The sequence below is a fragment of the Pseudomonas orientalis genome (assembly GCF_022807995.1).
Taxonomy (GTDB): Bacteria; Pseudomonadota; Gammaproteobacteria; order Pseudomonadales; family Pseudomonadaceae; genus Aquipseudomonas; species Aquipseudomonas orientalis_B.
The window spans coordinates 2,202,870-2,228,005 of the sequence record NZ_CP094351.1 but is presented as its reverse complement, the minus strand read 5'-3'; the positions used below and the strand labels follow the sequence as shown (position 1 = coordinate 2,228,005).

The 25,136-nt window shown below is 61.0% G+C and carries 21 protein-coding genes; 14 read left to right on the top strand and 7 right to left on the bottom strand.

The window, feature by feature from the left end; genetic code table 11:
• The first annotated feature begins 2 nt into the window (after positions 1 to 2).
• Positions 3 to 566, top strand: coding sequence for an NUDIX hydrolase (locus MRY17_RS09995; RefSeq protein ID WP_191953516.1), 564 nt, complete (start codon positions 3 to 5; stop codon positions 564 to 566).
• Positions 567 to 940: 374 nt separating this feature from the next.
• On the top strand, positions 941 to 1,882 hold the full coding sequence (locus tag MRY17_RS09990) for an IS110 family transposase (protein ID WP_191951590.1): 942 nt from the start codon (positions 941 to 943) through the stop codon (positions 1,880 to 1,882).
• 329 nt (positions 1,883 to 2,211) lie between these two features.
• On the opposite strand, the gene MRY17_RS09985 is transcribed toward MRY17_RS09990, so the two are convergent.
• Positions 2,212 to 2,505 (bottom strand): DUF1330 domain-containing protein, encoded by a 294-nt coding sequence (locus tag MRY17_RS09985; RefSeq protein WP_191953421.1) that lies wholly within the window; start codon positions 2,503 to 2,505, stop codon positions 2,212 to 2,214.
• 68 nt (positions 2,506 to 2,573) lie between these two features.
• On the opposite strand from MRY17_RS09985, the gene ribBA reads away from it, so the two are divergent.
• The 5 genes from ribBA (at position 2,574) to MRY17_RS09960 (ending at position 7,775) form a co-directional block, all read left to right on the top strand.
• On the top strand, positions 2,574 to 3,680 hold the full coding sequence (gene ribBA, locus MRY17_RS09980; protein ID WP_181284822.1) for a bifunctional 3,4-dihydroxy-2-butanone-4-phosphate synthase/GTP cyclohydrolase II: 1,107 nt from the start codon (positions 2,574 to 2,576) through the stop codon (positions 3,678 to 3,680).
• A gap of 176 nt (positions 3,681 to 3,856) precedes the next feature.
• Complete coding sequence (locus MRY17_RS09975; RefSeq protein WP_243353669.1) at positions 3,857 to 4,882, top strand: ABC transporter substrate-binding protein; 1,026 nt, start codon at positions 3,857 to 3,859, stop codon at positions 4,880 to 4,882.
• The gene (locus MRY17_RS09970; protein ID WP_411566591.1) at positions 4,879 to 5,790 is read left to right on the top strand and encodes an ABC transporter permease; all 912 of its coding nucleotides are present in this window, start codon (positions 4,879 to 4,881) and stop codon (positions 5,788 to 5,790) included. Before MRY17_RS09975 ends, MRY17_RS09970 begins: the two co-directional genes overlap by 4 nt.
• A 6-nt stretch (positions 5,791 to 5,796) precedes the next feature.
• Positions 5,797 to 6,606, top strand: coding sequence for an ABC transporter permease (locus MRY17_RS09965; RefSeq protein WP_243353668.1), 810 nt, complete (start codon positions 5,797 to 5,799; stop codon positions 6,604 to 6,606).
• Between the two features lie 17 nt (positions 6,607 to 6,623).
• Positions 6,624 to 7,775, top strand: a complete 1,152-nt coding sequence (locus MRY17_RS09960; protein WP_243353667.1) for an ABC transporter ATP-binding protein — start codon at positions 6,624 to 6,626, stop codon at positions 7,773 to 7,775.
• 287 nt (positions 7,776 to 8,062) lie between these two features.
• On the opposite strand, the gene MRY17_RS09955 is transcribed toward MRY17_RS09960, so the two are convergent.
• On the bottom strand, positions 8,063 to 9,469 hold the full coding sequence (locus MRY17_RS09955; protein ID WP_191953426.1) for a purine-cytosine permease family protein: 1,407 nt from the start codon (positions 9,467 to 9,469) through the stop codon (positions 8,063 to 8,065).
• Positions 9,470 to 9,788: 319 nt separating this feature from the next.
• Here MRY17_RS09955 and MRY17_RS09950 point away from each other — a divergent pair, with 319 nt between their 5' ends.
• Together MRY17_RS09950 and MRY17_RS09945 are read left to right on the top strand one after the other, a co-directional pair.
• Positions 9,789 to 10,274 (top strand): flavin reductase family protein, encoded by a 486-nt coding sequence (locus tag MRY17_RS09950; RefSeq protein ID WP_243353666.1) that lies wholly within the window; start codon positions 9,789 to 9,791, stop codon positions 10,272 to 10,274.
• Between the two features lie 56 nt (positions 10,275 to 10,330).
• Positions 10,331 to 11,374, top strand: a complete 1,044-nt coding sequence (locus MRY17_RS09945) for an LLM class flavin-dependent oxidoreductase (RefSeq protein WP_243353665.1) — start codon at positions 10,331 to 10,333, stop codon at positions 11,372 to 11,374.
• Between the two features lie 50 nt (positions 11,375 to 11,424).
• Here the strand turns inward: MRY17_RS09945 and MRY17_RS09940 are convergent, their stop codons facing one another.
• Positions 11,425 to 12,726 carry an Nramp family divalent metal transporter gene (locus MRY17_RS09940; RefSeq protein ID WP_243353664.1) on the bottom strand — a complete coding sequence of 434 codons (1,302 nt, stop codon included), beginning with the start codon at positions 12,724 to 12,726 and terminating at the stop codon, positions 11,425 to 11,427.
• A 431-nt stretch (positions 12,727 to 13,157) separates the two neighbouring features.
• On the opposite strand from MRY17_RS09940, the gene MRY17_RS09935 reads away from it, so the two are divergent.
• Positions 13,158 to 15,566, top strand: coding sequence for a glucose/quinate/shikimate family membrane-bound PQQ-dependent dehydrogenase (locus MRY17_RS09935; protein WP_243353663.1), 2,409 nt, complete (start codon positions 13,158 to 13,160; stop codon positions 15,564 to 15,566).
• A gap of 95 nt (positions 15,567 to 15,661) precedes the next feature.
• On the opposite strand, the gene MRY17_RS09930 is transcribed toward MRY17_RS09935, so the two are convergent.
• The 3 genes from MRY17_RS09930 to MRY17_RS09920 all read right to left on the bottom strand — a co-directional run bounded on the left by MRY17_RS09930 (position 15,662) and on the right by MRY17_RS09920 (position 18,512).
• On the bottom strand, positions 15,662 to 16,837 hold the full coding sequence (locus tag MRY17_RS09930) for a XylR family transcriptional regulator (protein ID WP_057721951.1): 1,176 nt from the start codon (positions 16,835 to 16,837) through the stop codon (positions 15,662 to 15,664).
• 86 nt (positions 16,838 to 16,923) lie between these two features.
• Complete coding sequence (locus MRY17_RS09925) at positions 16,924 to 17,313, bottom strand: hypothetical protein (protein WP_243353662.1); 390 nt, start codon at positions 17,311 to 17,313, stop codon at positions 16,924 to 16,926.
• A complete protein-coding gene (locus MRY17_RS09920) occupies positions 17,310 to 18,512 on the bottom strand; it encodes a PAAR domain-containing protein (RefSeq protein ID WP_243353661.1) in 1,203 nt (400 codons plus the stop codon). The genes MRY17_RS09925 and MRY17_RS09920 overlap by 4 nt, the downstream gene beginning before the upstream one ends.
• Before the next feature lie 279 nt (positions 18,513 to 18,791).
• On the opposite strand from MRY17_RS09920, the gene xylA reads away from it, so the two are divergent.
• From xylA to MRY17_RS09900, 4 genes are all read left to right on the top strand, one after another.
• Positions 18,792 to 20,108: a xylose isomerase gene (gene xylA, locus MRY17_RS09915; protein ID WP_243353660.1), complete on the top strand. Its 1,317-nt coding sequence runs from the start codon at positions 18,792 to 18,794 to the stop codon at positions 20,106 to 20,108.
• A gap of 220 nt (positions 20,109 to 20,328) precedes the next feature.
• Positions 20,329 to 21,330, top strand: coding sequence for a D-xylose ABC transporter substrate-binding protein (xylF, locus tag MRY17_RS09910; protein WP_243353659.1), 1,002 nt, complete (start codon positions 20,329 to 20,331; stop codon positions 21,328 to 21,330).
• A 163-nt stretch (positions 21,331 to 21,493) separates the two neighbouring features.
• Positions 21,494 to 23,038: a D-xylose ABC transporter ATP-binding protein gene (gene xylG, locus MRY17_RS09905; protein WP_243353658.1), complete on the top strand. Its 1,545-nt coding sequence runs from the start codon at positions 21,494 to 21,496 to the stop codon at positions 23,036 to 23,038.
• The gene (locus tag MRY17_RS09900; RefSeq protein WP_243353657.1) at positions 23,039 to 24,175 is read left to right on the top strand and encodes a sugar ABC transporter permease; all 1,137 of its coding nucleotides are present in this window, start codon (positions 23,039 to 23,041) and stop codon (positions 24,173 to 24,175) included.
• Positions 24,176 to 24,320: 145 nt separating this feature from the next.
• Here MRY17_RS09900 and MRY17_RS09895 read toward each other — a convergent pair whose 3' ends face one another.
• Positions 24,321 to 25,127 carry an IS3 family transposase gene (locus tag MRY17_RS09895; RefSeq protein WP_243353916.1) on the bottom strand — a complete coding sequence of 269 codons (807 nt, stop codon included), beginning with the start codon at positions 25,125 to 25,127 and terminating at the stop codon, positions 24,321 to 24,323.
• Positions 25,128 to 25,136 lie beyond the last annotated feature (9 nt).

Genomic DNA, 25,136 nt, shown 5'->3' with positions numbered 1-25,136 from the left:
CCGTGCCCAGCCCCAGCTTCTGCCCGACCTGCGGCGGCCGTGACCTCGGTCACCAACTGCCACCGGGCGACACCCACGAGCGCCTGATGTGCCGGGGCTGCGGCTATATCCACTACATCAACCCCAAGATCATCGCCGGCTGCATCATCGAGCAGGACGGCAAGTACCTGCTGTGCCAGCGCGCAATCCCACCGCGCCCCGGCACCTGGACGCTGCCGGCCGGCTTCATGGAAGGTGGCGAAACCACCGAAGAAGCGGCGTTGCGCGAAGTCTGGGAAGAGAGCGGCGTGCGCGCCGAGATTGTGTCGCCCTACTCGATCTTCAGCGTGCCGAAGATCAGCGAGGTGTACATCATCTTCCGCGCCATCGCGCTGGAGATCACCGGCCAGTTCGGCCCGGAAACCCTGGCCTACACCTTCTTCGCCCCCGAGGACATCCCCTGGGACAGCATCTACTACCCGGCGATCCGGCAGATTCTGGAGCGCTATATCGAAGAGCGCCAGGCGGGGGTGTACGGGATTTACATGGGGAATGATGACAGCGGCAAGATTCACTTCATGCGCTGATCTTGAGCCTGAACACGGTTCAACATGTGGGAGGGGGCTTGCCCCCGATGGCGGCCTCTGGGCCGACCAGGATGTTGGATCAGATCGAGTACATATCCGTTTCTGCGGTAACGGCCACTTAGGGTTCCGCCCTGACGGCGGCTCACTTTTGAAAAGCGCAAAAGTAAGCAAAACGCTCTTGCCCCACCACTCGGCACCTCGCTTAGGCTCGGTGTGCCCTTGTAAGATTATTTTCACCTGCTTCAGACCGTTGTGCCCTCAGATTTCGAGATCGTGAGTGAGCATGGGTCGAAGCAGGTTCTTTTCTAAACTAGTCCGAACGGTTGCCTGGGCGCAAAGCCCGATTCTGCAAGGTTGGACGTGAGGAAAACGCCATGGATCATAACTCTGCGTTCGTCGGAATTGATGTTTCCAAAAACAAGCTCGACTCATTTGTCAGCACGACTGGCCAAGTCGAACAGTTTTTCAATACTCAAGAAGATATCCATCGTTTAGCTAAACATCTCAAGGCTCAGGACCCGGTTTTGGTGGTGTTGGAGGCGACTGGGGGATATGAGCGGCTTGCGGCTGCGGAGCTTTGCGCTGCAGGACTACCAGTCGTTGTCGTCAACCCTCGTCAGGTGCGTGATTTCGCCAAAGCTACCGGTCGGTTGGCTAAAACCGATGCTTTGGATGCCCAGGTGATTGCGGAGTTTGCTCAGGCGGTCAAACCCGAGATTCGAGAGATACCAGATGAACACGCTCGTGAGCTGGCAGACCTACTCACTCGACGCCGCCAACTCATCGACATGATCGTGGCGGAGGAGTCTCGGCTAAAGCAGGCGGTATTCAAGGCACTTCGAAGAGACATCAAGGCACATATCATCTGGCTTCAAAAGCGCCTTAAAAGCACAGACGATGACTTGCACGAGGCCATCAAGGCTTCCCCGGTCTGGAAGGCCAATTATGATTTGCTGCGCGAAGTCGCAGGTGTTGGCAACGTGCTCGCACTATCGCTGCTGGCGATGGTTCCGGAGCTTGGCAAGGTTAATCGTAAACAAGTGGCTGCATTGGTTGGTGTGGCTCCTTTTAACTGCGATAGCGGCCAGTACAAAGGCCGTAGAAGGATATGGGGTGGTCGAGCTGAGGTGAGAAGTGTGCTTTACATGGCTGTCTTGTCCTCGAAGCGCCACAACCCGGTGATCGAGAGGTTCTACAACCATCTGCTTGCTACAGGGAAGACGAAGAAAGTGGCGCTGGTTGCGTGTATGAGAAAGCTACTGACGATCCTGAATGCCATGGTCCGCGATCAAAAACATTTCGCAGAAATGGCTTGAATTTCGACACGGTTGCTCTCTCCGGCTTGAATCCGTGGGCCGCCGCAATGGGCCATCCATGGCCCAGTGCGGCTAACCCGGCGTCCTGCCGGGTTACCCACGGATTCAAGCCTGCGTTCGGCCAGCGTGGTTTAACGGGGCGCCTAGGATCAAAAGCAGATCAAGATCAAGAGCGACTCGCTTCGCATCGTGGTTACGGTTGGGCGCTACAGAGTTGTGTAGATACCTATGCCCCGATAGCGGTCTTTCAGCCAGCTTGTTTATAGCTGACCCACCGCCATCGGGGGCAAGCCCCCTCCCACATTTGGACCATACTCGGCCAGGTATACCTAGGGCGCCAGCCCTTCCACGATAATGATCTGCGCCTCACCCGCCCCCGCTCTGTGTCCCTTGGCCTCTTGATATTCGGCAGACTCATAGCACGCCAGCGCCTGCTCATAGCTATCAAACTCGATCACCACATTGCGCTGCCGTGCCGGCCCGCCTTCCAGCACCTCAGTGCGCCCGCCCCTGGCCAGGAAGCGCCCGCCGAACTTCGCAAAGGCCGCCGGGGCGCGCTGGGTGTACTGGGTGTATTGCTCTGCATCGGACACATCCACATGGGCAATCCAATAGGCTTTCATCGGGACATCCTCTTGTTTGAATTTATGGTATACCATAATACATACAACCAATAACTTGAGCATCCCCCATGCCCTTCAACAGCATCGCAGACATCATCGAAGACTACCGCCAGGGCAAGATGGTGCTGCTGGTGGACGACGAAGACCGGGAAAACGAAGGCGACCTGCTGCTGCCTGCAGCGTGCTGCACCGCCGAGACTATCAGCTTCATGGCCCGCGAAGCCCGTGGCCTGATCTGCCTGACCCTTACCGATGAACACTGCCAACGCCTGGGCCTGGAACAGATGGTGCCCAGCAACGGCAGCGTGTTCAGCACCGCGTTTACCGTGTCCATCGAAGCCGCCACCGGCGTGACCACCGGCATCTCCGCGGCCGACCGCGCACGCACCGTGGCAGCGGCCGTCGACAGCAACGCCGGCCCCGCCGACATCGTGCAGCCCGGGCATATCTTCCCTCTGCGCGCCAGGGATGGCGGCGTGCTGACCCGCGCCGGCCACACCGAAGCCGGTTGCGACCTGGCACGCCTGGCCGGGCACACACCGGCCTCGGTGATCGTCGAAGTGATGAACGACGACGGCACCATGGCGCGCCGCCCCGAGCTGGAAGCTTTTGCCCATAAGCACGGGATCAAGATCGGCACCATCGCCGACCTGATCCATTATCGCCTCAGCACCGAACGCACCGTGGTGCGCATCGGCGAACGCGACCTGCCCACGGTGCACGGCACCTTTCGCCTGATCACCTTTGAAGACCGCATCGACGGCGGCGTGCACATGGCCATGGTCATGGGCCAACTGCGCCGCGATGAGCCGGCGCTGGTGCGTGTGCATGTGATCGACCCGCTGCGCGACCTGGTCGGCGCCGACTACAGCGGGCCGTCCAACTGGACCTTGTGGGCCGCCCTGCAACGCGTGGCGGCTGAAGGCAGCGGCGTGGTGGTGGTGCTGGCCAACCATGAATCGTCCCAGGCATTGCTCGAACGCGTACCGCAGTTGACCCAGGCGCCGCGTCAGTTCAGCCGGTCGCAGTCGCGGATTTACTCGGAAGTGGGTACCGGCGCGCAGATATTGCAGGACCTGGGCGTGGGCAAACTGCGTCACCTCGGCCCACCGCTGAAATACGCAGGCTTGACCGGTTACGATCTGGAAGTCGTGGAAAGCATCCCCTTCATCTGACGGTAAAACCCAGCGTCAGCGGATAGCCGGTATGGCAAAGTGCTTGCGCAAAGTTTGGAATACCATAATATGATATTCCATAGTCCGGACAGCTCAGAAAAGGGTTCGGACCGATTGCTCCCGATAGGCGGGCACTCCAAAGCCCCGCTCATAAACACAACAATGAGGGCGTAAACATGGTGTTGAACAAAGGTGCAACCGCGGCGCTGTTCGCGGGTCTGTTGAGCGTGGCCAGCCACGCGGCCATGGCAGCCGAAAGCGTCAACTTCGTCAGCTGGGGCGGCAGCACCCAGGATGCGCAGAAGCAGGCGTGGGCCGATCCTTTCAGCAAGGCCAGCGGCATCACCGTGGTCCAGGACGGCCCCACCGACTACGGCAAACTCAAGGCCATGGTCGAAAGCGGCAACGTGCAGTGGGACGTGGTGGATGTCGAAGCCGACTTCGCCCTGCGCGCCGCCGCCGAAGGCCTGCTCGAGCCCCTCGACTTCTCGGTGATCCAGCGCGACAAGATCGACCCGCGCTTCGTCTCCGACCACGGCGTCGGTTCGTTCTTCTTCTCCTTCGTGCTCGGCTACAACGAAGGCAAGCTCGGCGCCGGCAAACCGCAGGACTGGAGCGCCTTGTTCGACACCAAGACCTACCCCGGCAAACGCGCCCTCTACAAATGGCCAAGCCCTGGCGTGCTGGAACTGGCGCTGCTGGCCGACGGCGTAGCCGCCGACAAGCTCTACCCCCTGGACCTGGATCGCGCCTTCAAAAAACTCGACACCCTCAAGAAAGACATCGTCTGGTGGGGCGGCGGCGCGCAGTCGCAACAGTTGCTGGCCTCCGGTGAAGTCAGCATGGGCCAGTTCTGGAACGGCCGCGTCCACGCCTTGCAGGAAGACGGTGCACCGGTGGGCGTGAGCTGGAAGCAGAACCTGGTGATGGCCGACATTCTCGTGGTGCCTAAAGGCTCGAAGAACAAAGCCGCCGCGATGAAGTTCCTGGCCAATGCCAGCAGCGCCAAGGGCCAGGCGGACTTCTCCAACCTGACCGCCTATGCCCCGGTGAACATCGACAGCGTGCAGCGCCTGGATTCGGTGCTGGCGCCCAACCTGCCGACGGCGTATGCCAAGGACCAGATCACCCTCGATTTCGCCTACTGGGCCAAGAACGGTCCGGCCATTGCGACACGGTGGAATGAATGGCTAGTCAAATGAAAATGACGGCAACCACGCCGGCCGGAGGCGCCCTCGGCGGTACCGTTGGCGCCAGGGCCGCAGCGCCGTCCCTGGCGCAGCGTTGGCGCGGGTCGAGCAACCTGATCCCAGCCCTGCTGTTTCTCGGCCTGTTCTTCCTGGCGCCGCTGATCGGCCTGCTGCTGCGCGGCGTGCTGGAGCCGGTGCCGGGCCTGGGCAACTACGAGCAACTGTTCGCCAACTCGGCGTATGCGCGGGTGTTGCTCAATACCTTTTCGGTGGCCGGCCTGGTGACCCTGTTCAGCCTGCTGCTGGGCTTTCCGCTGGCCTGGGCGATTACCCTGGTGCCGCGCGGCTGGGGCCGCTGGATGCTGAGTATCGTGCTGCTGTCGATGTGGACCAGCCTGCTCGCCCGCACCTATTCCTGGCTGGTATTGCTGCAAGCCTCGGGGGTGATCAACAAGGCGCTGATGGCCATGGGCATCATCGATCAACCGCTGGAAATGGTGCATAACCTCACCGGCGTGGTCATCGGCATGAGCTACATCATGATCCCGTTCATCGTGCTGCCGTTGCAGGCGACCATGCAGGCCATCGACCCGATGATCCTGCAGGCCGGCTCGATCTGCGGGGCCAGCCCGTGGACCAACTTCTTCCGCGTCTTCCTGCCGCTGTGCCGGCCGGGGTTGTTCTCCGGCGGGTTGATGGTGTTCGTGATGTCCCTTGGTTATTACGTCACCCCGGCGCTGCTCGGCGGTGCGCAGAACATGATGCTGCCCGAGTTCATCATTCAGCAGGTGCAATCGTTCCTCAATTGGGGCCTGGCCAGTGCCGGTGCGGCGTTGCTGATTTTCATCACGCTGGTGCTGTTCTACTTCTACCTGAAGCTCCAGCCGGAATCCCCGGTTGGCGCCAGCAACGCGAGGTAAGCCGTCATGCTCCTGACCCCCAACGCCATGAGTCGCAGGCTGCGCCTGGGCCTCTACACCACCACCGGTTTGATCGGCCTGTTCCTGCTGTTGCCGATCGTGTTTATCGTGCTGCTGTCGTTCGGCTCGTCGCAATGGCTGGTCTTCCCGCCACCGGGCTGGACGTTGAAATGGTACGGCCAATTCTTCTCCAACCCCGACTGGATGAACGCGGCGATGGCCAGCCTCAAGGTGGCGGTGCTGACCACGATTTTCGCCGTCGCGCTGGGGTTGCCGACAGCCTTTGCCCTGGTGCGCGGGCGCTTTCCCGGCCGCGAGTTGCTTTATGGCCTGTTCACCCTGCCGATGATCGTGCCGCTGGTGATCATCGCCGTGGCGGTGTACGCGCTCTTCCTCAAGCTCGGCTACACCGGCACGATGTTCGCCTTTGTGGTCAGCCATGTGATTGTCGCGCTGCCGTTCACCATCATCTCGATCATCAACTCGCTGAAGCTGTTCGATCAGTCGATTGAAGACGCGGCGGTGATCTGCGGCGCCTCGCGTGTGCAGGCGGTGTTCAAGGTGACCTTCCCGGCGATTCGCCCAGGCATGGTGGCCGGTGCGCTGTTCGCGTTTCTTGTCTCGTGGGACGAAGTGGTGCTCAGTGTGATGATGGCCAGCCCGACCCTGCAAACCCTTCCCGTCAAAATGTGGACCACCCTGCGCCAGGACCTGACGCCTGTGATCGCCGTCGCCTCGACGTTGCTGATCGGCCTCTCGGTGCTGGTCATGGTGATTGCCGCCGCCCTTCGTCGGCGCACTGAAACCAGCGCCTAAGCGCCCAGGAGCAGAACATGAGTGCAGTGATCCAAGATGTGCGCAACCCTGGCCAACCCCTGGTCAGCCTGCGCAACCTGAACAAGTACTACGGCGACTTTGCCGCCGTGGACAACATCTCCCTGGACATCCAGGACGGCGAGTTCCTCACCTTCCTCGGCTCCAGCGGCTCGGGCAAGAGCACCACCCTGTCGATGCTCGCCGGCTTCGAAACGCCGAGCAGCGGTGAGATCCTGGTGAGCGGGCAATCGCTGGTCAACGTGCCACCGCACAAGCGCGACATCGGCATGGTGTTCCAACGCTACTCGCTGTTTCCGCACTTGTCGGTGCGCGACAACATCGCCTTCCCCCTGGCCATCCGCAAACTGGCCAGCGCCGAACGCGAGAAACGCGTCGACGCCATGCTCAAGCTGGTGCAGCTTGAGCAATTTGCGCATCGCCGCCCTTCGCAACTCTCCGGCGGCCAGCAACAACGCGTCGCCATCGCCCGCGCGCTGGTGTACGAGCCGCGCATCCTACTGATGGACGAACCCCTCGGCGCCCTCGACAAGAAGCTGCGTGAAGACCTGCAGGACGAACTGCGCCAGTTGCACCGGCGCCTGGGCATCACCATCGTCTACGTGACCCACGATCAGGAAGAAGCCATGCGCCTGTCCCAGCGCATCGCGATTTTCAGCCACGGCAAGATCGTCGGCCTGGGCAGCGGTTTCGACCTGTACCAGAACCCGCCGAACGCGTTTGTCGCCTCATTCCTCGGCAACTCCAACTTCCTCAAGCTCAAGGCCCTGGGCAATGCGGCGGCGTCGTTCGAAGGGCAGTCGCTGTCGATCCGCCTGACCAGCGGGCTGCGCACCGAGCAGGACGTATTGCTGATGGTGCGCCCGGAAAAGGCCCTGGCGCTGAGCGTCGAACAGGCCGCCGAGCAACCGTTGGCGGCGGGCTGGAATGAAGTCTCGGCGATTGTCGGGGAGGTGCTGTTTCTGGGCGAGAGCCAGACGTGCGCGGTGAAGACCCTGGGCGGTACGTCGATGACGGTCAAGGCGCTCTCGGCAGCGGGCATGCCGCTCAAGGCCGGTGACCCGGTGCGGGTGCGCTGGGCCACGGCGGATGCGTGTGTGTATACGCAGTGGGCGGAGAGTGATTTGAACAAGGCGGCTGGGGCACACTGACACCTGACGAATGCATCACCTTCGGGTCGCCACGACGTCGGGTCGTGGCGGCCTTTTTTTGTTTTATCGAGGATACAAAAATGCCCGGCACTGGCCGTAATGCCGTTCAGTTAAGGCCTTTTGTAGGAGCGAGCTTGCTCGCGAAAAACGCACAGGCGCCGCGTTCATTCAGGAAGCACGCGTTAATGTTGACGTTTTTCGCGAGCAAGCTCGCTCCTACAGAGGGCGATATACGCTTAACTGAACAGCATTACGGCACTGGCCGGGCACTTGAGCCAATTGGGTGTCTAGTCGGTGTAACCCAGCTCCACCGCCCTGACCTTCTGCGCTTGCCCACGCGTCGCCAGGCAGTAATACAACGGGCACGTCACCGCCAACCCCACCAGCCATGACAGATCCGCGCCTTCCACCAGGTTCGCCCACGGCCCTACATACAACGACGTATTGGCAAACGGCAGTTGCACAATAATGCCGATGAAATACGCCACGATCGCATGCAGGTTGAACCGCCCATACACCCCGCCATCCGCCTGGAAGATCGAGGCAATGTCATACACCCCGCGCTTGATGAGGTAGAAATCGATCAGGTTGATCGACGCCCAAGGCACCAGCACCAGCAACAGCGCGAGGATCAGTCCGATGAATTGCGCGATGAAGTCCGCCGACGCACCCAGCGCCACCAAGCAGCAACCGGCGAGGATCACGCCTGACAGCACCACGCGCACCTTGATGCTGGGGGTCCAGCGGCTGGCGAAGGTCTGGATCGAGGTGATGATCGAAAGTACCGCGCCGTACAGGTTCAGGGCGTTGTGGCTGATGATATTGAGCAGGAACAGCACCATCAGGATCGGCCCCAGCGCGCCCGTGGCCTGCTTGACCGCGACCATGGCTTCGGTGCCTTCCGGTGTGGCCAGCGCCGCCACCAGGCCGAAGGCGAACGACAGGATGGTGCCCAGGGTTGCGCCCAGGTAGGTGGCGATAAACGGTCGGGTGATGCCGATGTCCGCCGGCAGGTAGCGCGAATAGTCACTGGTGTAGGGCGAGAAGCTGATCTGCCAGATCACCCCGAGCGACACCGTGGCCAGCCAGCCGGCGGCGTTGAAGCCGCCACGGGTGAGGAAGTCCGCTGGCAGGTCATGGGCAAAGATGTAGACAAAACCGGCGAGCAACGCGCTGCCCATCACCCAGGTGCCGATGCGGTTCAAGGTGTGGATAAAGCGGTAGCCGATCACGCCGATGGCCGTGGCGCTGAGGGCGCCGATCAGGATGCTCGCCGGCACCGGCACCGAGGGCACGATGCCGACGATGGACTTGCCGGCCAGCACGATGTTGGAAATGAAAAAGCCGATGTAGATCAGCGCCGCGAAAAACACGATCAGCAGCGCGCCGTAGCGCCCGAACTGGCCACGGCTCTGCACCATCTGCGGGATGCCCATGCGCGGGCCCTGGGCGGATGCGAGGGCAATCACGATGCCGCCAAGCAGATGCCCGAGGGCAATCGCCAGCAGCCCCCACAGCAGGTTGAGGTGAAACACCTGGGCCACCATCGCGCCGGTGACGATGGGCAACGGCGCGATATTGGTACTGAACCATAACGTGAACAGATCGCGGGCCTTCCCGTGGCGCTCTGCGAGGGGGACGTAATCGACCGTGTGATGCTCGATCAGGGGGTCTTGCCGGGACATCTGAGGCATAGGAATAACTCGCGTTTGTCTGATCTTATAGTTGTTTGACGCCATCCGAAGGAAGCTTCATGGCCGCCTATCAGACGAACACCATATTATGGTATTCCAACATTTTAACAAGGCTGATCCGCTGTTTTTACCCGCCTCTGATCCGGCAATCGCGCCCCGAGAAAAACCGCCATCACGGGATAAATCCCCGTAATAAAGGCCTTTGGCGGGTTTCTGACACGTTCATCGCCTGTCCAAAAAAGCCCTTGCAACTCCTGTATTACGGTATACCATCAGACCTATAAATTTAAAAAAACGCTTCATAGCAGAGGACCATCCCATGATTGATGCCACCATCTACAAACAAGTGATGGGCTCGTTTCCGTCCGGGGTCACCGTGATCACCACGCTCGATGACGACGGCCAAATTGTCGGCCTCACGGCGAGTGCGTTCAGCTCGCTGTCCATGGACCCGGCCCTGGTGCTCTTCTGCCCCAACTACAGCTCTGACTCCTACCCCGTACTGATCAAGAACAAGCGCTTCGCCATCCATGTGCTGTCCGGCGGGCAGCAAAGCGAAGCCTACGCCTTTGCGCGCAAAGGCAAGGACAAGGCCCAGGGCATCGAGTGGACCCTGAGTGCCTTGGGCAATCCGATCCTGGCCAATGCCACGGCCGTCATTGAATGCGAGTTGTGGCGCGAATACGAAGGCGGCGACCACGCCATCATGGTGGGCTCGGTCAAGAACCTGATCGTGCCGGCGCAGCCGAACGGGCCCCTGGTGTATTGCCACGGCAAGATGGGTACCCTGCCGGTGCCTGCCTGATACCCCGCTGAACCCGTTTTTTCGCGGAAAATAACAATAGATCCGAGGTATGCGTCATGAAATTTTCGCTGTTCGTACACATGGAACGCTGGGATGAAAGCGTCAGCCACCGTCAGTTGTTCGAAGACTTGACCGAACTGACCCTGATGGCCGAAGCCGGCGGTTTCAGCACCGTGTGGATTGGCGAACACCACGCGATGGAATACACCATATCGCCAAGCCCGATGCCGCTGCTGGCTTACCTCGCGGCCAAGACCACCACTATCCACCTGGGCGCCGGCACCATTATCGCGCCGTTCTGGCACCCGCTGCGGGTGGCGGGCGAATGCGCGTTGCTCGACGTGATCAGCAACGGGCGCATGGAAGTGGGCCTGGCCCGTGGCGCTTACCAGGTCGAATTCGACCGCATGGCCGGCGGCATGCCCGCCTCCAGCGGCGGCCAGGCCTTGCGTGAAATGGTGCCGGTGGTGCGCGCCCTGTGGAAAGGCGACTACGCCCACGACGGCGATATCTGGAAATTCCCCACCTCCACCAGCGTGCCCAAGCCAATCCAGCAGCCCAGCCCACCGATGTGGATCGCCGCCCGCGACCCCGACTCCCACAATTTCGCCGTGGCCAACGGCTGCAACGTGATGGTCACGCCGCTGATGAAGGGCGACGAAGAAGTCCTGGACCTCAAGAACAAGTTCCAGGCCGCGCTGGACAATAACCCTGGCGTGCCGCGCCCGCAATTGATGGTGCTGCGTCACACCCATGTGCACGCCGCCGATGATCCGCAAGGCTGGGAAGTCGGGGCCAGGGCGATCTCGAAGTTCTATCGCACCTTCGATGCCTGGTTCGGCAACAAGAACGTGCCGGTCAACGGCTTCCTTGAGCCAAGCCCGGAAGAGAAGTTCGCCGCACGCCCGGAGTTCGAACTGGAAAGCCTGCACAAAACCGCGATGATCGGCACCGCAGAAGAAATCATCCCGCGCATCCGCTACTACCAGGAACTGGGCGTGGATGAGTTCAGCTTCTGGTGCGACAACAGCCTGCCCCATGCCGAGAAGAAGAAGTCCCTGGCACTGTTTATCGAACAGGTGGTGCCGGCGTTTCGTTGATCGCCCGCAGGCGTCGCATCAAGCCGATGCGACGCCTGCACGACCGGTGATCAGTTGAACAGCTCGACGCCCAACTGGAACGCGACCCACAGCGCCAGCCCCGTGGCGAAGAGCAGCGCAATGTTTTCGAACAGGTTGTTGCGGTATTCCTTGCCGAGCAGCGACTTCTGGTTGGACATGATCAGCAAGCCGAGGGAAATCACCGGCAGGCCAATGATGTTCAACGCGCTGACACCGATGGTCAGCGTGACAAAGTCCGGCATGCCCGGCAGCGACCAGATCAGGGGTGTCACCAGGATGAACAGCATGAACCACTTGTGCATCGGGTCATGGTGGAACTCTTTGCCGTAGCGTTCCCGGCGTCCGGGGCGCACATGCTGGAACGCATCGGTGATCAGCATCGGAAAGGCCGTGGTCTTGCCCGAAATGCTGGCGAACAGCGTGGCGAACACACCGATAAAGAAGATGTACCAGCCGATCGGGCCGAAGAAGAGTTCCAGCGCCTTGCCCAGGTCGCCCAGGGTCTTCACTTCGATGCCGTTGGGGCGCAGGATCTCGGCGCCGACAATCCAGATCGCCAGATTGATCACGATACCGACGAACACCGCGAACAGCAGGTCGTTACGCTGGATACGCTTGTGCTGCGGGCCGATCCAGCCCTTCTGGCGCATCACGTAGGGGTGCACGAAGTTGGCGATCGAACCCGCCACCGCACCGATCACCGACACCGCCACCAGCAAGGCGCCATGTACACCCTCATCCGGCGGAATGCTGAAACCGATCGTGCCTTGGACAATGCCCGCCATATCCGGCCCGGACATCACCGCCAGGGCAATGAACGCCAGGGTCATGATTGCCAGCAGGCCCTTCATCACGCCTTCGATCATCGAATAGATATTGCGCCCCACCAGCAGCCACACCGCCAGCACCACGGCCACCGAACACAGCAGCGCGTAGTCGGTCTTGAACAGCATGGCCAGCGCTTCACCCGCGCCCTTGATCATGTAGGCATTCATCAAATGCCCCATCAGCAGCGCATACACCAGCAGGAACCAGGCGAAAAACGGGTTCAACTGGGCATAGCCCTGAAGGATGGTCATGCCCTGGTTATTGCACAGCTGGAAGCGCGCAATGATGTTGACGATCAGGTACCTGAGCAACAGCGATACCGCGAGCACCCACATCATCGCATAGCCATAGTTGGCGCCGGCAACGGAGGAGGTAATCAGATCGCCCGCGCCCAGCCAGGACAGTACCGCGATAACGCCGGGGCCGAGCAGCTTTAGAAGTCGTACGACATGGCCGGGCGCGGGCGCCGCAGCCTTGCCTTCGACGGAAGGAAAACCGGTCATAGGGGGGGAGTCTCCGTTATTTTTTTTGTGAGAGCGCTGATAGTCGAACACAGTTGATACGACGTCGTACAACTACAATAACCAGTTAATTATTAATAAATGTTTCGCGAAGCCCCGGGTGTCCGCGATGCGCTGGAATCATCGCCCTGCGACAAAATGTACTAACCAGTTACTTATATTGCTAAAATCGCGGCCTTGCCCTAATGCCAGTCAGTTAGCGCCGATCCCTGTGGGAGGGGCGGTGCGACGATTCGACTTGCCCCCGATAGCGGTGGGTCAACCAACATCAGTGTTTGCTGGGCCGACGTCATCGGGGGCAAGTCGAATCGTCGCACCGCCCCTCCCACAGGGGATCTTCGCTGCTTTAAGCATTTCGTTCGCTTAACCGACTGGCATTAGGCCTTGCCCTCTCTCACTCGAGTCCTTTCGACATGAAACGAGCATCGCGCGCCGCTGGCGTCTCTAAAATCCTACTCCTGGGCCTGGGCGTGATCATCGCCCTGCTCGGCCTTGCGCTCGCCGTCGGCGGCGCCAAACTGGTCAGCCTGGGAGGTTCCTGGTACTTCCTGATCGGTGGCGTGGCCATGGCCGTTGCCGGGCTGCTGATTGCCCGGCGCAACCCGGCGGGGGCCTGGCTGTTCGCCGCGTTCCTGGTCGGCACGGCCGTATGGGCCGTCGCGGACGTGGGCCTGGTGTACTGGCCGCTGTTCTCGCGCCTGTTCATGTTCGCGGTGATCGGTATCGTGGTCGCGCTGGTGTATCCGCTGCTGGTTGGCAAACCGGCGCGTGCTGCGTACGGCGTCGCCGCCGTGCTGGCGCTGGGCGTGGCGGTGGCGGCGGGCAATATGTTCGTCGCCCACCCTAGCGTCGCGCCGACCGGAGCCGGCCCCGGCATCACCCCGGTGGCCGCCGCCGATGCACAGAAAGACTGGGCGCACTACGGCAACACCGAAGGCGGCAGCCGCTTCGCCGCGCTGGACCAGATCAATCGCGACAACATCGACAAGCTCAAGGTCGCCTGGACCTACCGCACCGGTGACGTGGCGATCAGCGACGGCAACGGTGCCGAGGACCAACTGACGCCCCTGCAGATCGGCAACAAGGTCTTCATCTGCACCCCGCACAACAACCTCATCGCGCTCGACGCCGACACCGGCAAGGAACTGTGGAAGAACCAGGTCAACGCCCAATCGGCGGTCTGGCAGCGTTGCCGTGGCATGGCGTATTTCGACGCCACTGCGCCGATTGCCCAGCCGACCCAACAAGGCAGCTCGCCGATCCTTGCCGCCAGCGTGGCCGCCGGTGCGCAATGCCAGCGTCGCCTGCTGACCAATACCATCGATGCGCGTCTGATCGCCGTGGATGCCGACACCGGCCAATTCTGCGAAGACTTCGGCACCCACGGCCAGGTGGATTTGAAGGCCGGCCTGGGGAATGTCCCGGACAGCTACTACCAACTGTCCTCGGCGCCGCTGATTGCCGGTACCACCGTGGTGGTCGGCGGTCGCGTTGCGGACAACGTGCAAACCGATATGCCCGGCGGCGTGATCCGTGGTTTCGATGTGATCAGCGGCCAGATGCGCTGGGCCTTCGACCCCGGCAACCCTGAAGACAGACAAGCGCCGGCCGATGGCGGCACCTACGTGCGCAGCACCCCGAACAGCTGGGCGCCGATGTCCTACGACCCGCTGATGAACACGGTCTTCCTGCCGATGGGCAGCTCGTCCACCGACATCTATGGCGTGGAGCGCACCCAGCTCAATCATAAATACGGTGCTTCGATACTCGCGCTGGACGCCTCCACCGGTGCGGAGAAATGGGTGTACCAGACGGTCCACAATGACCTGTGGGACTTCGACCTGCCGATGCAGCCCAGCCTGATCGATTTCACCCCGCCGGGCAGCGACAAGGCGGTGCCCGCCGTGGTGATCGGCACCAAGGCCGGGCAGCTCTATGTGCTCGATCGCGCCACCGGCAAGCCGTTGACCGACGTGCAGGAAGTGCCGGTCAAAGCCGCGAACATTCCCAACGAGCCGTACTCCCCTACCCAGCCCAAATCCCTGGGCATGCCGCAGATCGGCGCGCAAACCCTGACCGAATCGGACATGTGGGGCGCCACGCCGTATGACCAGTTGCTGTGCCGCATCGACTTCAAGGGCATGCGCTACGACGGCCTGTACACCGCGCCGGGCACCGATAAATCCCTGAGCTTCCCGGGCTCCCTGGGCGGCATGAACTGGGGCAGCATTTCCACCGACCCGGTGCACGGTTTTATCTTCGTCAACGACATGCGCCTGGGCCTGTGGATCCAGATGGTGCCGTCGCAGAACAAGGCCCTGGCCGCCTCCGGTGGCGAAGCGCTGAACACCGGCATGGGCGCCGTGCCGCTCAAGGGCACGCCGTACGCGGTGAACAAGAACCGCTTCCTGTCGGTGGCCGGCATTCCGTGCCAGGCGCCGCCGTTCGGCACCTTGACCGCCATCGACATGAAGACGCAGAAAATCGCCTGGCAAGTACCGGTGGGCACCGTCGAAGACACCGGTCCCCTGGGCATCCGCATGCACCTGCCGATCAAGGTAGGCCTGCCGACCCTCGGCGGTACGCTGTCGACCCAGGGTGGCCTGATCTTTATCGCCGGCACCCAGGACTTCTACCTGCGCGCCCTCAACAGCGGCAACGGTGATGAAATCTGGAAAGCCCGCCTGCCAGTGGGCAGCCAGGGCGGCCCGATGACCTACGTATCACCGAAAACCGGCAAGCAGTACATCGTCGTCACCGCCGGCGGTGCACGCCAGTCCACCGACCGTGGCGATTACGTGATCGCCTACGCGCTGCCGTAACAATCCCTTGTCAGCGCGGTGCGCCCGCACCGCGCTTTTGTGCCTGGAAAATCCCGCACGAACCCTGCTGCTCATACGTCCCTTGGGCGCCTGCTCTAGGCCGCGCCCTGCTGGTACTGCCTGGGCGTACACCCGAACTCGCGGCGAAACACCGTGTGCAGGTATTGCGCCGAGGTGAACCCGCAGGTCTGCGCGATATCGGCAATCGCCAGGGCCTGGTTTTCCAGGCCCTTGGCGGCGGCGGCAAGTTTGAAGCGCAGGATCTCGTCATGCACGCTGCACCCGCGCACCTTGCGAAAGTGCGACTCCAACGATGAACGCGACACCCCGACATACGCCGCCACCTGGGCGGTCTTGATGCCCTGGCAGGCGTACTGGCGGATAAACAGCAGCGCCTGCATCACATAAGGGTTGCCCAACGGTTGGTGCAGACTGGAGGCCTGCACGTTGATCGCGTCCGGCGGCACCAGCACCTGCGTGCCCGCACAGGGTTTGCCATGCAGCATCTGGTGCAGCAGCGCGGCGGCGGTGCGGCCCATGGTTTCGGTGCCCTGGATCACCGAACTCAGCGGCACCCGCGTCAGCGTGCGGGTCAGCGGGTCGTTGTCGATACCGATCAGCGCCACTTCCTCGGGCACCGCAATCCCCGCCGTCAGGCAGGCCTGCAACAGCTGCCGGGCACGGGCGTCGGTCACCGCGATAATGCCGATGGGCTTGGGCAAACTGTGCAGCCAGGCAATCTGCTGCTCCACCGCGCTGTCCCACAACGGCGCGCTGGTCCCCAGCCCGCGATAGATCTCCACCTGCAAGCCATCGCGCTGCATCAATCCGCGAAAGGCTTTCTCACGCTCCTGAGCCCAGCGATTGGCCTGGGCTTCGGGCAGGCTGAAACAGGCAAACCGCGTCAACCCCGCCTCGATCAGGTGCTCGTAGGCCAGCTTCATCAGGGCATGGTTATCGGTCGCCACATAGGGAATGCCCTTGGGATACAGGCTGACATCCGCATACGACCCGCCCACCGCCACCACCGGTATTCGACTCCCCGCCAACGCCTCGCCGATCAACGGGTCGTCGAAGTCGGCAATGATCCCGTCACCCTGCCAACGCTCGATGCCGCGCAGGCGACAGAGAAAATCCTCCTCCAGGAACAAATCCCAGGACGCGCGGGTGCTGCTCAGGTAATTGCCGATACCGGCGATGATGCCACGGTCGTAGATTTTGCTGCCGTTGAAGAGCAAGGCGATGCGGTGCACGGGCGGTAGGGTTTTCATTGTTTTTGTCCTGGGGCCGGTCAGTGCAAACAGGTACGCAGAGGTCTGGCCAAGGATAGCGGACCTGGGGATGAGGCCCGCTTAACTTACCTAAATTCCACTAGCATGGCTGCAACTACTGACCAAAAGACGGAACCGATCAACATCATCATATTGATGGCCAACAGGCGTTTTAGGTGAGGAGGAAAATTTTTGAGATCGACAGGGTCCAGTTCTCCAATGCGAAGAGACGCCTTTGGCAACGTCACCATTCCGGCAATTTTTGATATTTCCCAAAGCGACCAGATTACCCCCCTCTTTCCCAGGCTTGTCCCCCATATATAAATAAAGTGACTGTTCCTCAGTGCCTCTTTCATAGACTCCAGGTGCCGACGACTCAGGTAAAAACTAAAGGTAACGCCAGCAACTGCGAGAAGAATTGGCCCACCTGTAACAATGATTGCAATCCAAGGAGGCCACGTATCAATACTGGTCATGGTTGTCCGGTCTCGTAAATTTTTTCACCTAAGTACTCACCCGTTTTACCACCGTAAGTCGTACCCACCCATGCGCCGGTACCTACAACAGCAGCAACGCAAATAACACCACCTACCCCTGTTGTGACGCCAAGCGCAATGCAGACCGCAGTACTGGCATAGCTGGCTGCCAATCCGGTTGCAGCACCTACAGCGGTTGACCCGACGAATTTTCCTCCTTCGGTAAACTTAACCTTCTCACATGCTGCACCGGAATCCCCATTACACACCTGCTGAACCGCCAACAACGAAGATACCCCGCCAAGACCAATGCCGATGTAACCACCCGCCTTCATGTACTCCGTAGCACGACTGACCGCCTCCACATGAGCGGCATACCCCGGAATCTGACCCGGCCCGCCCGCCTTGTCCCAGTGATGCACCAAGCTGCGGCTGGAAATACCCAGGGCCGTTTTCAGCTTCGGGTGATCGCCCAAAGTTGTCTGGCCGCGCAAGCGCGTCGAGTTGAGCAAATGGGCATCCAGCTGATGCATAAGTCGCTGACGATCAGCAAAGAACTGCGGGAATTTAAGGTGGCCGTGCTGCCGATAGCTTTCCTGATGCAGGCGCTCCATCGCCTGGAGAGTGTCGCGCAGATTGCTCAGATGCTTCTCCAACACCACCGCACTAACGCCGAGCCAGGTAGAGGTATGGCCGATGAACCCAGCGATTTCAGCGCCATGGCGATACAGAAAGTCGGCCTCGTCCGGCGTCAGCTCATCCAGTGATGCGCTGACGTGTTGTGCAGCCTGCATCAGTTGAGCTTCTTCATACGTGCAGGAGATGTTGTTCGGATCGCTGAGTACGATCATCGAGCCGGCTTTGACGTGGCTTGTATTGGGATTCAGTGATTGAAACTTGCGCATCACAGCCGGATCATGAATTGGAAACAGCGTGGCTTCCAACGCTTGGCGAGTCACGCTTTTGGGAACGATGTAAAAACCTGGCTCCTGGCCCGAGAGGCTGTTAAATACGGGCGGTGCCGAATGATTTGCCGGGGTATAAGCGTTTTGAAAAGCAGTTGGCCGGACCGGCCCGGCGGCTTGCCTGTTGGCACTCACAACCGAGCCACCTGTGCTGTGGTACTTGGCTGACGACACCGACGGCACCAACTCGGCTTTACAGGGACAGTCGCTGTAACTATCCAAAGTGCCGGCCATCAGCCGACCATGGCTGTTTATGTGGGACGTCCCGGCATGTTTTCAACAGGGCCATTGAGCCCCTGCTATATCTTCCTAAGGGGGATGTTGGCTGACGCTCCAAACTTTGAAGAGGCAGACCCTCACCGTAAAGTCAGACGTTTCCCTAACTCCTGTACTCCCTGAGCCGTTCCGAATCCGTCACTCAAAATCGCACCACCCCTTGGTGATTTTCATAATCAGCGGCCCCAGTGCCGTTGCTAGTATCCAGACACCGCCAAGAACAATAAGGAAAACGCCATGCCGTACTTCCCAGGTGTCGAGCAGGTTCGCTTCGAAGGCCCTGCCAGCGACGCTCCCCTCGCCTTTCGTCACTACGACGCCAACAAGCTGATCCTCGGCAAGCCCATGCGTGAGCACCTGCGCATGGCTGCCTGTTACTGGCACACCTTTGTGTGGCCGGGGGCGGATATGTTTGGGGTGGGCACTTTCAAGCGGCCGTGGCAGCGCAGCGGCGATCCGATGGAGTTGGCCATCGGCAAGGCGGAGGCGGCCTTTGAGTTTTTCTCCAAGCTGGGTATCGACTACTACAGTTTTCACGACACTGACGTGGCGCCCGAAGGCCGTTCGCTCAAGGAGTACCGCAACCACTTTGCGCAGATGGTCGATCACCTGGAGCGTCATCAGGAACAGACCGGCATCAAGCTGCTGTGGGGCACCGCCAATTGCTTCAGCAACCCGCGTTTTGCCGCCGGCGCCGCGAGCAACCCAGACCCTGAGGTGTTCGCCTACGCCGCTGCCCAGGTATTCAGCGCGATGAATGCCACGCTGCAGCTCAAGGGTTCCAACTATGTGCTGTGGGGTGGCCGCGAAGGCTATGAAACCCTGCTCAACACCGACCTCAAGCGCGAGCGCGAACAGCTCGGCCGGTTCATGCGCATGGTGGTGGAGCACAAGCACAAGATCGGCTTCACCGGCGACCTGCTGATCGAGCCCAAGCCCCAGGAGCCGACCAAGCACCAGTACGATTACGACAGCGCCACGGTATTCGGCTTCTTGCATGAATACGGCCTGGAGCACGAGATCAAGGTGAATATCGAGGCCAACCATGCGACGTTGGCCGGGCACAGCTTTCACCATGAAATTGCCACCGCCGTGTCCCTGGGGATTTTCGGCAGCATCGACGCCAACCGTGGCGACCCGCAGAACGGCTGGGATACCGACCAGTTCCCCAACAGCGTCGAGGAAATGACCCTGGCCACCTATGAAATCCTAAAGGCCGGTGGGTTCAGGAACGGCGGCTACAATTTCGATTCCAAGGTGCGCCGCCAGAGCCTGGACGATATCGACCTGTTCCACGGCCACGTAGCAGCGATGGATGTACTGGCCCTGGCCCTGGAACGCGCGGCCGCCATGGTGCAGAACGACCGGCTGCAACAGTTCAAGGACCAGCGCTACGCCGGCTGGCAGCAGCCGCTGGGCAAAGCCGTCCTGGCGGGCGAGTTCAGCCTGCAATCCCTGGCTGAGCATGCGTTTACCAACGAACTGAACCCGCACGCCGTGAGCGGTCGGCAGGAGATGCTGGAAGGAATCGTGAATCGGTTCATCTACACCTGACCCCCCTCTGTAGGCGCGAGCTTGCTCGCGAAGAACGCAAGAACGACACGGTTAACCCAGTGTCTCGCGTTATCGTTGACGTTCTTCGCGAGCAAGCTCGCTCCTACAAGGGCGGTGACATTTGCGCGACAAATCTTTGCACCGAGCGTCGAATGACGCTCTACAGTTGAACCCGCACCACGCTGTGTCTTTTCCAACAACAATAAAAGGACGCACCACCATGAAGTCATTCAAACGTACGCTGCTCGCCACTGCCCTGGCCCTGCTCGCCCTGCCGGTGATGGCCGATTCGGCTCACCCGAAAATCGGTTTCTCCATCGATGACCTGCGCCTGGAGCGCTGGTCCCGCGACCGTGACTACTTCGTTGCGGCGGCGGAAAAACTCGATGCCAAGGTGTTCGTGCAGTCCGCCGATGCCAACGAGCAGAAGCAAATCTCGCAGATCGAAAACCTGATCTCCCGGGGCGTCGATGTGATCGTGATCGTGCCGTTCAACGCCACGGTGCTCACCAACGCGGTGGCCGAAGCCAAGAAGGCCGGGATCAAGGTGGTGTCCTATGACCGCCTGATCCTCAATGCCGACATCGACGCCTACATCTCCTTCGATAACGAAAAAGTCGGCGAAATGCAGGCCGGCGGCGTGCTGCAAGCCGCGCCCAAGGGCAATTACTTCCTGCTCGGCGGCGCGCCCACCGACAACAACGCCAAGGTGCTGCGCGAAGGCCAGATGAAGGTGCTGCAACCGGCCATGGACAAGGGCGATATCAAGATTGTCGGCCAGCAATGGGTGAAAGAGTGGAACCCCACCGAAGCCCTGAGCATCGTCGAGAACGCCCTGACCCGTAACAACAACAAGATCGACGCCATCGTCGCCTCCAACGACGCCACCGCCGGCGGTGCGATCCAGGCCCTGGCCGCGCAGAAACTGGCGGGCAAGGTGCCGATTTCCGGCCAGGACGCGGACCTGGCGGCGATCAAGCGCGTGATCGACGGCACCCAGACCATGACCGTCTACAAGCCGCTCAAGTTGATCGCCACCGAGGCGGCCAAACTGTCGGTGCAGTTGGCGCGCAATGAAAAACCCACCTACAGCTCGCAGTACGACAACGGCAGCAAGCAGGTCGACACCATCCTGCTCACCCCGACACCGCTGACCAAGGCCAATATCGACGTGCTGGAGAAGGACGGGTTCTACACCAAAGAGCAGATCGCCGGGCAATGATGATTGCCTCGATAAAACCTCGCCGCCCGTAGGAGCGAGCTTGCTCGCGAAAAACCCGAGAGCGTCGCGTTTATCCAGGAAGCGCGCATTATCGTTGACGTTTTTCGCGAGCAAGCTCGCTCCTACAGGGGTGGGGGTCAGCCTTTTCGTGCGAGCCTTTCCCATGTCCGACTACCTGCTGCAAATGAACGGCATCGTCAAAAGCTTTGGCGGTGTCAACGCCCTCAACGGCATCGACATCAAGGTACGGCCCGGCGAGTGCGTCGGGTTGTGCGGCGAAAACGGCGCCGGCAAATCCACCTTGATGAAGGTGCTGTCGGCGGTCTATCCGTACGGCACCTGGGAGGGCGAAATCCTCTGGGACGGGCAGCCGCTCAAAGCCCAGTCCATCAGCGAAACCGAAGCCGCCGGCATTGTCATCATCCACCAGGAACTGACCCTGGTGCCCGACCTGTCGGTGGCCGAGAACATCTTCATGGGCCACGAGCTGACCCTGCCCGGTGGGCGCATGAACTACCCGGCGATGCTGCACCGCGCCGAGGCGTTGATGCGTGAACTCAAGGTGCCGGACATGAATGTGGCGCTGCCGGTGTCGCAGTACGGCGGCGGCTACCAGCAACTGGTGGAGATCGCCAAGGCCCTGAACAAACAGGCACGGCTGCTGATCCTGGACGAGCCCTCCTCGGCCCTGACCCGCTCGGAAATCGAGGTACTGCTCGACATCATCCGCGACCTCAAGGCCAAGGGCGTGGCCTGCGTGTACATCTCGCACAAGCTCGATGAAGTGGCGGCCGTGTGCGACACCATCGCCGTGATTCGTGACGGCAAGCACATCGCAACCACCGCCATGGCCGACATGGACATCGCGCAGATCATCACCCAGATGGTGGGCCGCGAGATGAGCAACCTCTACCCCACCGAACCCCATGAGGTGGGCGAGGTGATGTTCGAGGCGCGCAACGTCACCTGCTACGACGTCGACAACCCCAGGCGCAAACGCGTCGACGATGTTTCCTTCGTGCTCAGGCGTGGCGAAATCCTCGGCATTGCCGGGCTGGTCGGCGCCGGGCGCACGGAGTTGGTGTCGGCGCTGTTCGGCGCCTACCCCGGGCGCTACAGCGGCGAGGTGTGGCTGGAAGGCCAGGTGATCGACACGCGCACGCCGCTCAAGTCGATCCGCGCCGGGCTGTGCATGGTGCCCGAGGACCGCAAGCGCCAGGGCATCATCCCCGACCTGGGCGTGGGCCAGAACATCACCCTGGCGGTGCTCGACCGCTATGCCCGCCTGACCCGCATCGACGCCGAGGCCGAACTGGGCAGCATCGACCAGCAGATCGCGCGCATGCACCTGAAAACCGCCAGCCCGTTTCTGCCGATCACCAGCCTCTCAGGTGGCAACCAGCAAAAGGCCGTGCTGGCGAAAATGCTGATGGCCAAGCCCAAGGTGCTGATCCTGGATGAGCCCACGCGCGGGGTGGATGTGGGCGCCAAGTACGAGATCTACAAACTGATGGGCGCGCTGGCGGCCGAAGGCGTGGCGATCATCATGGTGTCGTCGGAACTCGCCGAAGTGCTCGGCGTGTCGAACCGCGTGCTGGTGATCGGCGACGGCCAGTTGCGTGGCGACTTCATCAACGAGGGCCTCACCCAGGAACAGGTGCTCGCCGCTGCGCTCAGCCAAAATAATAACGATCGGAAGACCGCGTAGATGAATCAGGTCAAACAGCTTTTCACCCGCTACAAAATGCTCGCGCTGGTGATCGCCGTCGCGTTCATCTGGCTGTTTTTCAGCTGGCAGACCGAGGGCGGCTTCCTCACGCCGCGCAACCTGTCCAACCTGCTGCGGCAGATGTCCATCACAGGGATACTCGCGTGCGGCATGGTGCTGGTGATCATCAGCGGTGAAATCGATCTGTCGGTGGGTTCATTGCTGGGCTTGCTGGGCGGGCTGGCGGCGATCCTGGACGTGGTGTATCACATCCCGTTGCTGGCCAACCTGAGCCTGGTCGCGTTGTGCGGCTTGATGATCGGCCTGGCCAACGGCTATATGACGGCGTACCTGCGCATCCCTTCGTTCATCGTCGGCCTGGGCGGGATGCTGGCGTTTCGCGGGATCCTGCTGGGCATCACCGGCGGCACCACCATCGCGCCGGTGTCGCCGTCGCTGGTGTACGTGGGCCAGGGGTATTTGCCGCATTCGGTGGGCATTGGCCTGGGCGTGTTGCTGTTTGCCCTGACCTTGTTCCTGACCTGGAGGCAACGGCGTAACCGGGCACTGCATGGTTTGACGGCGCATGCCCTGACGCGCGACTTACTGCGCGTAGTGCTGATCGGTGCAGTGCTGGCCGGGTTCGTCACTACCCTCAACAGCTACGACGGCATCCCGGTGCCGGTGTTACTGCTGCTGGTGCTGCTCGGCGTGTTCAGCTACGTCACCAGCCAGACCGTGTTCGGCCGCCGTGTGTACGCGGTGGGCAGCAACATGGAAGCCACGCGGCTGTCGGGTATCAACGTGCAGGCGGTGAAACTGTGGATCTTCGGCATCATGGGCGTGATGTGCGCGCTGGCCGGCCTGGTCAACACCGCACGCCTGGCGGCCGGTTCACCGTCGGCGGGGAACATGGGCGAACTGGACGCGATTGCCGCGTGCTTTATCGGCGGCACCTCGATGCGCGGCGGCTCGGGCACCGTGTATGGCGCGCTGCTTGGGGCACTGGTGATTACCAGCCTGGATAACGGCATGTCGATGCTGGACGTGGACAGTTACTGGCAGATGATCGTCAAGGGCAGCATCCTGGTGCTGGCGGTGTGGGTGGATGTGAGTACACGGGCGGGAAGGCGCTGAACTCAATTGCTACCAACACTGAATAACCCTGTGGGAGGGGGCTTGCCCCCGATGACGGAGTGTCAGTCACTATGTCTCTAGCTGACCCACCGCTATCGGGGGCAAGCTGATCTGGTCCAGTAATTTTGGACATTCTTATCGGTTTTCACGCCGCTAGCTTTTCCGCCGCTATCGGTGAGTGGTAACCGTTGTAACTGTGGCGCCTTACACTGTTGTAGCGCGCCACATATCGGTTGATATCTGCCCGAGCTTCGTACTCCGAGCTGTAGCCTTTCTCGGGCACCCACTCGGACTTCAAGCTGCCAAAGAAACGCTCCATCGGGGCATTATCCCAGCACTGCCCTTTTCGACTCATGCTCTGCTTGAGCTCATGGGCCTGCAATTCAGCCCTGAATTTATGACTGGTGTACTGGCAGCCTTGGTCGGAATGAAACAGCACACCTTTAGGCCTCCCTCTCAATTCAACAGCCATGCGCAGTGACTCAGTAGCCAACGTCGCATCAGCGACCAGTGAATACGACCACCCCACCACTCGGCGGGCAAACAGGTCCAAAACTACCGAGAAGTAGAGCCAGCGCTTACCGAGCTGGATATAGGTGATGTCCGCGCACCAGACCTTGTTGATGTCCGCTACGTAGAACTCGCGCTCCAGTTCATGCTCAGCCACCAGAGACTCCACGCCTGACGATTTGTATTTGTGGGGCCTGCGTTGGCGGCTGGCAATCCCGGCTTCCTTCATCAAGCTGCGAGCCATGTAACGCCCCACCTGATGGCCTGCACCTCGCAGGTCTTCAGAAAGGGTTCGCGCTCCAGCCGATCCTCTTGAGGCCTTGTGGTACTTAACGAGAACAACCTTGAGCGCTTCGCGCTCCAGGTTGATTTTTCCCTGGCGCTGGCGCCAGGCGTAGTAGCTGCTGCGGTTGACTTCAAAAACACGACAGCAATCTGTAATGCCGTACTG